This is a genomic window from Pseudoalteromonas sp. SANK 73390 (assembly GCF_054966645.1).
In genome coordinates this window covers 1-11510 of the sequence record NZ_ARPN01000203.1, presented here as the reverse complement: position 1 = coordinate 11510, position 11510 = coordinate 1, and the positions used below count along the sequence as shown (strand labels likewise).

Below are 11510 nucleotides of genomic sequence, written 5' to 3'. Positions count from 1 at the left end.
AAAATAACCAGCCTGAGATGCAAAGTGAGCAGCAAGCTGAACAAAGCAAGCAAACAGATGCAAAACAATCGTCACAAGATAAAGATACACAAGCTGTAAAAGAGGCAATGCAACAAGCTCAACAGCAATCACAACAAACTGACGAACAAGCGCAAGCGGCTTCTGTATCAGCTAAGCCTCTGACTCCACAAGAGAAAGAAAAAGCACAGCAACTTAACCAATTACTTAGAAAAGTACCCGATGATCCCGCTATTCTGTTACGCAATAAAATGCAATTAAAAGCACAACAACGCGCACAACAACGCCGTCCACAAGGAGTTGAAAAATCATGGTAATACGTTTGTTTGTTTCCGTATTCCTTTTATTACTAATAAACCCAGTTATGGCTTTTGATAACTTAACTGCCAGTGTTAATAAAAACCCTGTATTGGTCGGAGAGTACTTTACTTTGACCATTACTGCCGATGGCAAAGTGTCAGGCGAGCAACCCGATACCAGTGCTCTTACCCAACAATTTGTCACAGGGCCTATCAGTGTTGGTTCTCGTACCAGTATCATAAATGGCAGTATGAGCAGCGAAACGACTTGGCAAATGCAAGTACTGGCACGCAAAGCAGGCACTTTTACTATTCCCGCATTTAACGTTGCTGGCAAACGCTCAACGCCTATTGAACTCACAGTGGTCCCACGCAGCGAAGATGCACAAGATCAAAAAGATATTTTTGTTAAAGCACAACTTAGTCCAAGTACCCTGTATGTTCAGCAAGCAGGTTTATACACTGTGAAGCTATATATAGGCAAAGACCTATTAGACGGGCAACTCACCGCGCCAGAAATAAACGATGCGCAAGTAACCCAAATGGGTAAGCAAAAAGAAGACTACGAGGTCGTAGATGGTCGTCGTTATATGGTCATCACTCGCGAGTATTTGCTACAACCGCAAAAAAGTGGCTCGTTTACCATCGCTCCACCTGTATTTAACGGCCAAGTGCGTGAAAACTACCGCCGTATGGCTGTATCAGCCATCGCAGATGATATTAATCTTGAAGTTAAGCCTATACCTAACGATTACCAAGGTACTTGGCTGCCCAGTGAACTTGTTAACCTTAGCGAAGAGTGGCAACCAGCTGATGAGCAAGTCACTGTGGGCACCCCAATTACACGCACCATCACGCTAACCGCGTTGGGTGTAACCCAAGAACAACTTCCGGATATAACGCTTGAGCAAATAACAGGTATTCGCAGTTACCCAGATGAAAGCGATAGAAACCAACTCACAAGAGATGGGCGAGTAATTTCGCAATTGGTGTCATCTCATGCATTAGTGCCGCAAACACCTGGCACCTACACCTTACCTGAGGTGAAAATTCCGTGGTTTAACACAGTAATTAATAAAGTGAACTACGCCACCTTAGCAGAGCGCACCATTACCGTCGTTGCTGACCCTAATCAACCACTGACATCGCGACCCATTCAAGCGCAAGTAACACCGCAGCAAAATGTAGAGCAGCCACGAGCCAATATGCAAACACCACCAATAGCACAACCTAAAACCGGTTTAGATTGGTTATTAATGGGGTCAGGATATGTGCTTTGGTTGCTCACCGTGGCTATTTGGCTAATACGCAAGCCAAAAACTGCTAAATCAAATACTCAAGTGGCCCCTCTGCCCAACACAAACAACGTGTTAGCTAAGTTAAAAGTGGCGCTGGGACAACAAGATGCACAGAGCTTTTACCAAGCACTACGAGCGCTTGCAAGTCAGGAGTCTCCCACTTTAGGGCTTGATGCATGGGTCGCTCAATTTAACGAACCTGAGCTTAAGAGTGAAATTGCTAAACTACAGGCATCGCTCTATAGTAATAGCAATCAATCTGCTGATTTATCTAAGATATATCAAATTTTGACTCAGGCTATAAAAAACCAAGCCACAGGCAATAACACACATCTAGCTCAGCTATACTGAGCTAGATAAAAATTATTTTATATCGTGGTGTAATAAAATCACCAACCATAAGGTCTTACTAGCATGACCACAAAACAAAAACGCTACGAAGCTTTGGTGCAGGTTTATCATGGTGAGCTTTACCGCTTTGCCTACTGGCTATGCCAAGACCCGACCGTTGCTGAAGATCTAGTCCAAGAAACATTTTTACGGGCTTGGCGTTCGCTTGATTCATTACAAGATGACAAAGCTGCCAAACCTTGGTTACTAACAATTGTACGCCGTGAGAATGCACGACGATTTGAGAGAAAACAGTTTGATTATGCTGATGTAGAAAACGATACGCTCATTGACAACAGCACTGCAAGTTTAGATGAATCGATGGAGCAGACAGTCATACAAAGGCAAATTAGCAAACTCTCAGTTGAATACCGCGAGCCTCTGCTTTTACAAGTTGTGATGGGCTGCTCGGGGGAGGAAATTGCAGACATTTTAGAATTAAACAAGAACACCGTAATGACCCGATTATATCGGGCTCGCAATCAACTAAAAGATGCGTTAACCGAACACCAAGAACCATTAAAAGGGGCACAAAACTGATGAATGATCTTGAATTTCGTCGCCGCCTTTTTGCAGACCCCAACGATAAGGAAGTTGCGATAGAGGCTGCAAATAATGCAGAGCAACAAGCCTTGTTAAACGAGCTACAAGCGTTTGACACACAGCTAGAAAAGGCACTCGACGTAAAAGTACCCGACGGCTTAGCCGAGCGTATTTTAGCCAACCAACAAGCCGATAACGCACAGAATGTGGTTGTTAAAAAAGGCTGGTTTAAACGTTATAAAACGCCATTTGCTACAGCGGCAAGTGCGACATTTGCGCTAAGCCTATATTTTATGAGCGCAACACAAGCCCCCTTACTCGCAGGTGAGCACGCGCTGGCACATGTTCATCACGAGCAAGCTGCATTTGCCAGTAATGCTAAAATTACTCTGCAAACGGTAAATGATAAACTTTCATTATTTGGCGCGAAACTTGATGCTTTGCCTGGTGATATCACCTACGCCACTTTTTGTAATTTTAAAGGACAAAAAAGTTTGCACTTGGTATTTCAATCTGAACATGGTCCGATGACAGTATTTATTGTGCCACTGTCTGGAAAAAATAGCCTAGGAAGTGACGGTAAATTTAAAGATGACCGTTACAATGGCATTATTAAACAAGATAGCAATGCAGCCACTGTGTTGGTTGCAGATTTAGGCTCTCCCGTTGAGCAATATCAAAAAAACGTTGCCAGTGCACTTCGCTGGCTGTAGGCATGTAAAAAAAGCGGTACGTTAATGCAGTGCCGCCCGTCCTTCTTAAACCCTGTTCGAGCCTATTTTTATTTAACTCATTCAATGATTTGATTACAATTACCCTAGTTTTAGTTCTATAGGATAGTTATGAAAAATTTTATTGTATTTTTTTCACTGATCTCGTTGTTGTTTGTTAGTAGCTTTGATGTTGAAGCAAGAAAAAAGTTTGGCAGTAAAAAGTCTGGTAAAACCCATCAAACCAGCACTACTCAACAAAAAGCGCAAACCGATACCAAGACCCTTAACGGCGAAAAAGCGGCCAAACCTAAGTCGAGTAAAAAAGGCATGATGGCTGGTATTTTCGGTGGATTACTCGCTGGCGGTTTAATTGCCGCTATGCTGGGCGGTGACTTTGAAGGGTTTCAACTTTTAGAGATGTTGCTGCTTGCAGGTGCTGCATTTTTAATCTTTAAACTGGTTAAAAGTATGCTGCTCAAGCGTCAGCATCCACAAATAGCTGCAAGTCCACATGCAAGTCCAACTCAGTTTAACCAGCCACAGCAATTTCAATCGCAATCCTCAGCAACAAGCGGCTTTACCCAACCAGAGTCGGTGCCTTTTAACTTACCTAAAGATTTTGATACAAATGGCTTTTTACAAGGCGCACGTCAGCACTATCACACACTTCAAGAAGCTTGGAACAATAAAGACTTTGCCACCATGGCTGAGTACCTAAGCCCAGAGTTAGTTGAAGAATTCAAACTAGAGCGAGCAACGAAAGGTGAAGTGGCTACCGAAGTGATGTTTGTGGATGCTGAGCTTGTTCGTGCTGATACGAAAGCGCAGGTGTGGGAAGTCAGTATTCAGTTTAAAGGTAAATATCGCGATTTAGGTGATAAGCAAGAAGAGCCAATAAACGAAATTTGGCACTTAGAGCGTCAAACTCAGGGCAACGCACCTTGGCTAATTGTGGGTATTGAAGATTTAGCCAACGACTAAAAGCCTCACTTTCATTGACTAATACCCGCCGCTGATACTAAGTGTTAGCGGCTTTTTTGTGATAATAATTTATATCTGATGCCGATTTTATTAAAGCATTGCTCATTCTAGCGAGCTAGATAGCTCATTAACTGCACTAAAAATTACTCATGTAGAATAACAACATACCGAGATTTTTGCCTAGTTACTAAGCCATTTGTCTGTCGTAATATCTGGTCATTTATTGAATGCAATTGGAGTAATAAAAACAAACTGTAACTTTCGCTTAATTAACAAACTATTTATTTAGTGTAAAAACAAGCGTTACATACTCTACTTCGCTTGAGAGTTATCTAATAAACACCTATAAAGTAAAGAAGGCTCTATTTTAAGAGTCAACATTAGAGGTGTTCAATGTTCAAAAGCTTGCCATTTACCATTTTATTCTTTTTTCCTTTTTTAGTGTGGTGTGGTGAAAGCGATGACATATTTTCACTGAGCCTAGAGGAGCTAGCCACCATTGAAATTGCGACTAAAAATAAACAAAGCATCTATTCATCACCTTCAACTGTTTACGTTATAACTCGCCAAACAATCAAACAAATGGGGATATCAAATTTACAAGCATTGTTAAACTTTGTTCCGGGTTTTCAAAGCACTCGAGATATCGAACAAGGCACTGCCAATAGAATTTCAGCGCGAGGACGAAGCACAGCATTATCTGAGTCAGTATTAGTGCAAATCGATGGCAATAAAGTGAATGACTTATATACCGGTGGAATTTCTATTATCAATCGATTATTGGATCTTGGTAATGTTGATCATATCGAAATTATTCGCGGACCGGGTTCAGCTTTATATGGTAGCAATGCATTTTTAGGGGTTGTTAACATCATAACGACATCTATGCGTAATGAAGTAAGCATATCAATAAGTCACCCAGCAAAAATCTCTGCCAATTTAACTTATTCTCATCCGTTTTTTGATAACCAAACAACAGATGTATACCTATCTTTATTTAAAGATAAAGGACATAACTACCCGCTCACTGACATTAATGGGATAACGGATAACGTGCGCGATCCCATTAAAGGCCTGGATGTCTATTTAAAACAAACTTTGGATGCATGGCTTTTTACTGGCCGTTATATGAATAGACAATTAAACGACTTTATTCCATTAGGTTCGATTGGAAATAATATCAATCAAGAGCAAACCCAACAGTGGTCTGTAGCCGCTGAGTACCATGGTACTTTGTTTAAAAACCTGACTTATGATGCGCAGCTTTCTCACAGTCAGAATAAGTGGGAAACGATAGCGCTACTTATTCCAAAAGGCGTTGAAATCAATCCCGGCTTTTCGCTCACATCAAATTTTATTGGTGGTCCATTTTTAAGTTCTCAAAACACCAAGTTTGCAACTAATTTTCGTTACCAGATAACCAATAGTCACTTACTATCTACGGGTATTTCTTACGAACAAGCTAAAATCAATGACGTGTATACTGCCACGACTCATGATTTATTTACATTAGAGCCATACGGACAATCTGTTCGCTTGACAGGGGAGCAAAGCTTTAACGACAAAAAATCCCGAAATATCGCTAGCTTATATATTCAAGATCAACTATCAATTAATGAGCTGTGGGAGCTTACAGTCGGTTTGCGTTACGACAACTATAACGATTTTGGAAGCGCAACAAGCCCACGCTTGGCAGCTGTGTGGAAAGCAAAAGAAAAAAGCAGTGTTAAATTGATGTATGGAACGGCATTTAGAGCGCCTAATTTTTTAGAACTATATGATCGAAATAACTATGTTGATTTTGGTAATATTAACCTTAATGCTGAAGAGGTAGAGACAGTTGAAGTCGCTTGGTTAAAAACTGCAGACAATTGGCATTTCGAGATAACCGCATTTAGAAATAAGTTTAAGCAACTTATCCTATTAGGTGCACCAGTAGAACACCCAGACAACCCTTTCTTTTCACCTTCGTTCACCAATATTGATGGTCAACAATCCAAAGGGTTTGAGACTGAGTTACAATTTAAACTCACTCAACAACTGTCTATGAAAATACTATGGAATTGGTTTTCTGACAGCTCTGACATAGATGTTGCAAGGAATACCGGAGCAATTATTTTTGATTATCACTATGACAATTGGCATATTAATTTTAATAGCTTTTATCGCGGCCAAAAAAAAGCCGTAAAGAATCAACAAAGCTACATTGTTACTTCAGCCAATGCTTCATTGCAAGTATCTTCGCAATTAAAGCTATCTATGTCTTTAGAAAATATGTTTAACCAACAATATCGCACACAGTCTATTATGTATGATCAGGGTATTGCCAATAGAGGCCGCACCGCTTCAATCAGTTTTGAATATCAGTTTTAAAAACGACCGATTAATAAGAGCAGCAATCAAAAACATGTATAAATCCAGTTGGTTTTTACTCCTTCGACGTTTATTCTAGCCAACTTTATTAGCAACTTGCTCAAGGGCTTAGAAAGTGCATGAAAAATTTAATTTTACTAATCGCATCTATGTATTTTATGGGGTGTGCTGATCATGTGACAAGTACATATTCAACGTATAGTGCTGCAAAAAAAAACGGACTGTTTGAGAGAGGTTGGCTTCCAGATATCTTACCTAAATCAACTACAAACATATTAGCTGTTAATGATTTAGACAATAATACATCGGCGGGAAACTTTACTCTTGAAAAAGCACATTTAAACAAGTTTTTAGCTCATGTGGAGCCAACAAACCTTATGAACCAGTATCGTTTCTCTGACAGTGACAACACTTGGTTATTCATTGTTAATGAAACAGGTTTAGTTCAGTATCGGCTAGATAAGTTGTAGTAAACTGCTGAATTAATTTATATTTCAAAAGGATACAAATACCATGGCGACTGGTGCATGTAATTGTGGGAAAATTTCATACCAAATAAGTTCAGAATTATCCGACATATTTGTTTGCCATTGCTCTATATGCAGAAATGCAACAGGCAGCGCAGGAGTTGCTGTCGTTATAGTTAATAATGCTGTATTCACATGGCTAACTGGTGAACAACACATCGTAAAATGGGCAAAACCAAATCATGACTGGCATACTTATTTTTGTCAATTTTGTGGCTCTCCTATGCCAGGAGACAATGATTCAACTCGAATGTATATACCAGTAGGTACTTTGTCTACGGGTTACAAAAACCTAAGAGTAGCCCATCATTTACATACTGATTCAAAAGCAAGCTGGGAAATAATTAGTGATGATGGTAAACAACACCTTGATGGTTATAGGGACTAGTTCGCTACAGTACACAATGTTAGTCAAATTTAAAAAGGTGTGAATATACGCTCTCCTTTTTTCATTTATATACAACCATCGCATAAGGTTATTTAAAAAGTTGACTCTATTTTATTATTTTTCCGGTTCAGTGTGTGCAAAATAAAATAGAGAACCATTACTTAGATGTGTAAGCTAATTAACGGTTTGAGATTTCAAAAGTGATCTCTCGCAATAGCTGTTTCATTACAGAATAAAGGGGATAAATTGCTCATTTCATAACAAAAAAACGTTATTAAACAATCAACTTATCCCCTACTCTTTGCCCCTAGGTGTTAAGCTAAATTAGCTACAATCTAGCAAAAGTGTCACCCTAAAATACTGAGTACATCAAGTTCCTCTTTGAGGTTACCTGCCTCAATTATCACAGGTTGAAAACTTACCCAAGTTCAGTGGAACGTGTACAACAAACAATCATCTGGTTTGCTCAGTGATTGTCAGTATTGGCTTGCGCTCAGTTCTTAGCTATCAAGCTCATATAACTTCTTTAAAAAAAGTAACGTTTACTATTCCATAGTGGCGTTTTACCACTATCCATCCCTACAAATTTTATAGACCCTGATGTTACTCCCGCAGGCACCGCGAAATCCACTTGCTTAGCGTGTGATCCGTAGGCATAAACAGCCATTCTCTCTACCTTTTCATCATTGATATACACATCAATTAACTCTGTATTTTTAACGTTAATAGAAAATATATTATTAATATCCGCCAGTGCCACAAAGCGAGGCTGCTCAAAACTTACGCTTGCAGGTTTTACGCTTTGTCTTAACAAGCTGGTTGCTATTGTTGCGAAATCCCCTTCATCACCATTTAAGATATCTTGTAAGTCGTAACTCACAACTTGATTAGCTACGCAGCCATAGTCTTCAACCAAACTATTTACATTGTGCCCGTGACGAACCATTTGACGCCAAGATACACGCATGCCTTGACCACTTGGTAATTTTTCAAAAGGAGCCCCAACATAAGTTGCAAAGACATCTTGCTCTAACACATTTGCACCACCTGCCCCCGTGCGCTTGTGTTGACCATAAACAGTGGCAAAGCCATTATCTTGCATACCACATGTGAACACATCACCTGATGAGTAGGTTTTTGCATTCGACCACACACCAACAGGCTGGTAGTAAGCTTGACCAACTTGATTATTTTGCTCTTTTGAAACAAACGTACTTGTTGCTGTATATTGAGCACTAGTACCTACTACATCACTGAGTACATCTCTCCACCTTTGCTCAAAGTACATACCAAATTGATTCTCTAGCATCATATAGTGATTTAATGGTGTATTAGTAAATCTAAAGCGTGTTGGTGTTGCTTTTTGCGGAGCAAATAGCTGCATCAAAGCGTCTGCATACAAAATATTACCACCGGGGTTATCACGTACATCAATGATCAATGCGGCTGTATCAGCTAAATGTGTATCTAAGGCTTGTACAACAGTATTAATTGCATTCTCAGCGCCAGTTTCAGGACTAAATGATGCTATTCGTAAGTAACCAATTGCGCGACCTTCAACATCTATTTTGTTCCAAGTAATTGTCGGTTCTGTGGTAGGGTTTTGTGCCAGCGCAAAGTTATCATTAATATCCGCTTTTGCTTCTAATTCTTGAATTTGAGCAAATACATCATTGGTACTTTGCACATAAGCGCTTGCTTGCGAGCTGTTACTTGTCGCCGTTGGTGCTCGATTAAAAACTAACCAAGGTAACGTTACATCGTATTGCTCTCCCGTTTCATGTGACTGTAAAGACAAAGTTAAAACATCGCTTTGTGGGGGTAAAGCATTTGAGTGAGATTTAAGGCTTAATACTTCCAACGCCCGAACAAAACCACCATCAGGGTTTGCACCCATTCCATTTTCAAAGTTATCTTTTACAACCTCTTCAATATTTCTCCCATTATAAGCAACCACTTTGTCACCTAACGTAATCTTATCTCCCTCTGGCATGAAAGCTAAAAAGTTACTCCAAATATCATTAACGCGAACCTCTACAGCTTCATTAGCACCCACAGTTTGAGCAAATTTAAACGGCACAAAGGTTATGTAATTAGAAAGTGGCGCAGGGTATGTGTAATTTAAGTGAAGATCTCTTTGCGAAAGAAAAATCTTTTGCACTTTTTTATGAAACTGCGCTGATGAAAGCGTGCCCAATTCGTCAATAACCGCATCGATCGCAGCTACAGGGTCTACATGACCTGTAGGTGAAATACCATAATATAAATTTTTAGCATACTTATGAACATACAATCCATCTAGTAATAATTTAGCCTGCTCAGCCACGACCACTTTTTGATCATAAGTATAATCTGGGAACTGAAGGTCAGCTCTTGTGTCTTGTAGGTAAGTAATTTGTGCCTGTGCTGCTGATGTGCATCCTAAAACCAACATTATTGTCAGCGCTGTCTTTTTCAACATGAGCCCTATCCTTTTTTATTTTAATTGCTAATAGTTGTAACTACATTCTTACCTATAATCAATACAAATTACATATAAATATGTTAGAACTTAATTTCTACTCATAAAAAGCCACTTCCTCCAGGAAGTTAACAAAGCTTAAAAATAAAAAATTAAATCAAAAGTATCAATATTTTACATCCAACCACACTAAAGACCAGTAATGAAAAAATCGACTGGACAAGAAAACAAGTATTCAGCACTTATTGTAAACAAATGTAATAAAGTGGTTGTCAGCCTTGTACTTAAGATTTCAAGGTTTGTAGAATCACACCTGAAGATTGTAATGGGCAGAAACATTAAAATACCTCAAAAAAAGTGCTAGTTACTTATCGATAATTTATACCAACTGCATTAAATAAATGGTCAAATATTGCGACAGATAAATGGCTTAGTAACAAGGCAAAACTTTCGGTATGTAGTTATTCTACACGAGTAATTTTTAACGGCGTTAATCAGTCATTTAGTTCGCTAGGATGATCAATGTTTTAATAAAATGGGTATTAAACATTTCACTAGTAACTTAATATCATTATGTGCTGCAAACTACAGGGTAACTATAATGGCTAGGATGGATAAAAGCCTTCAAAGATATTTTAACTTGATGGAATAAACGTTTGTAAAAAGTGCTTTAATGCTAAGAGCTTGCGCCGAAGAGCGCACTTATAATTGAAGTGTATATAAAATGATAACTTGAAATACAAAAAATTAAGCCAGCAGTCACAACCACTGGCTTGTCACTCATTAATTTTGTGCGCGCTTGACCCTAATGTTACTTTTATCAACACTAGAGCGGTCTAGCTTTTCGATAGCCTCTTTGGCTTCGTTATCGTTAGACATTTCAACAAACGCAAAACCCTTTGATAAACCAGTCTCTTGATCTAAAACTAGATTGCATTCTGTTACGCTGCCGTGAGCAGAAAATAGAACACGAATTTCGTGCTCAGTCGTTGTACGCGCTAAATTGCGGACTAAAAGTTTCATAATATTGTGCCTAATGTAATTTATGCTGCAAGTGTCTCAGTTATAGCCCAATAAACCAAGATAAATTGCGCGTTACACGTTAACAAAGCAGCATGATTAAATTGTGCACACTTAAATTATTTAGCTTTAATCAGCTCCTATGCGCTGCTTTTATGGAGCTAAATTAGTAGGAGTTAAAAATGTAGCTAAGAGGTATTCGCACGCTGAAACATAAATTTATTATGTCTACCCAGAGTTTGCTGCGGCAGGTTTATGCTCAACGTAGCAAGGCTTAGCTAAGTTTGTTATCAATTTACAAAAGTCAGTGAAATAATGGCTCTGAGCGGCTTCTGTCTCACAAAATACTGGAAAAGTTCAAAATTGGAAAGATTTTTAATTTCTGATATGCCGCTGACTTTTAACAATAAAACCCATCATAGACAACAAAACTTACACTTTACCATTGGTTGCTTTTCTCAATAGCTGTTAAATATATCTGCTTGCGGCATTTACTTTG

The 11510-nt window shown here is 39.0% G+C and carries 9 protein-coding genes and 1 pseudogene; 8 read left to right on the top strand and 2 right to left on the bottom strand.

Going from position 1 to position 11510, the window contains the following annotated elements:
- The 8 genes and pseudogenes from SANK73390_RS22230 to SANK73390_RS22195 form a co-directional block, all read left to right on the top strand.
- A pseudogene (locus SANK73390_RS22230) lies at positions 1-335 on the top strand (hypothetical protein); the annotation flags it as partial.
- Positions 329-1966 (top strand): BatD family protein, encoded by a 1638-nt coding sequence (locus SANK73390_RS22225; RefSeq protein WP_462768471.1) that lies wholly within the window; start codon positions 329-331, stop codon positions 1964-1966. The pseudogene SANK73390_RS22230 and the gene SANK73390_RS22225, both read left to right, overlap by 7 nt.
- A 63-nt stretch (positions 1967-2029) precedes the next feature.
- Positions 2030-2545, top strand: coding sequence for a sigma-70 family RNA polymerase sigma factor (locus SANK73390_RS22220; protein ID WP_462768470.1), 516 nt, complete (start codon positions 2030-2032; stop codon positions 2543-2545).
- Positions 2545-3261, top strand: coding sequence for a DUF3379 family protein (locus tag SANK73390_RS22215; RefSeq protein ID WP_462768469.1), 717 nt, complete (start codon positions 2545-2547; stop codon positions 3259-3261). Before SANK73390_RS22220 ends, SANK73390_RS22215 begins: the two co-directional genes overlap by 1 nt.
- Positions 3262-3390: 129 nt before the next feature.
- The gene (locus SANK73390_RS22210; RefSeq protein ID WP_462768467.1) at positions 3391-4242 is read left to right on the top strand and encodes a Tim44 domain-containing protein; all 852 of its coding nucleotides are present in this window, start codon (positions 3391-3393) and stop codon (positions 4240-4242) included.
- Between the two features lie 393 nt (positions 4243-4635).
- The gene (locus tag SANK73390_RS22205; RefSeq protein ID WP_462768465.1) at positions 4636-6615 is read left to right on the top strand and encodes a TonB-dependent receptor plug domain-containing protein; all 1980 of its coding nucleotides are present in this window, start codon (positions 4636-4638) and stop codon (positions 6613-6615) included.
- Positions 6616-6734: 119 nt separating this feature from the next.
- Positions 6735-7085, top strand: a complete 351-nt coding sequence (locus SANK73390_RS22200; protein WP_462768463.1) for a hypothetical protein — start codon at positions 6735-6737, stop codon at positions 7083-7085.
- Between the two features lie 43 nt (positions 7086-7128).
- A complete protein-coding gene (locus SANK73390_RS22195; RefSeq protein ID WP_462768462.1) occupies positions 7129-7530 on the top strand; it encodes a GFA family protein in 402 nt (133 codons plus the stop codon).
- 526 nt (positions 7531-8056) lie between these two features.
- Here SANK73390_RS22195 and SANK73390_RS22190 read toward each other — a convergent pair.
- Complete coding sequence (locus SANK73390_RS22190; protein ID WP_462768460.1) at positions 8057-9991, bottom strand: S41 family peptidase; 1935 nt, start codon at positions 9989-9991, stop codon at positions 8057-8059.
- Between the two features lie 783 nt (positions 9992-10774).
- On the bottom strand, positions 10775-11014 hold the full coding sequence (locus SANK73390_RS22185) for an RNA recognition motif domain-containing protein (RefSeq protein ID WP_462768459.1): 240 nt from the start codon (positions 11012-11014) through the stop codon (positions 10775-10777).
- Between the last annotated feature and the right edge of the window lie 496 nt (positions 11015-11510).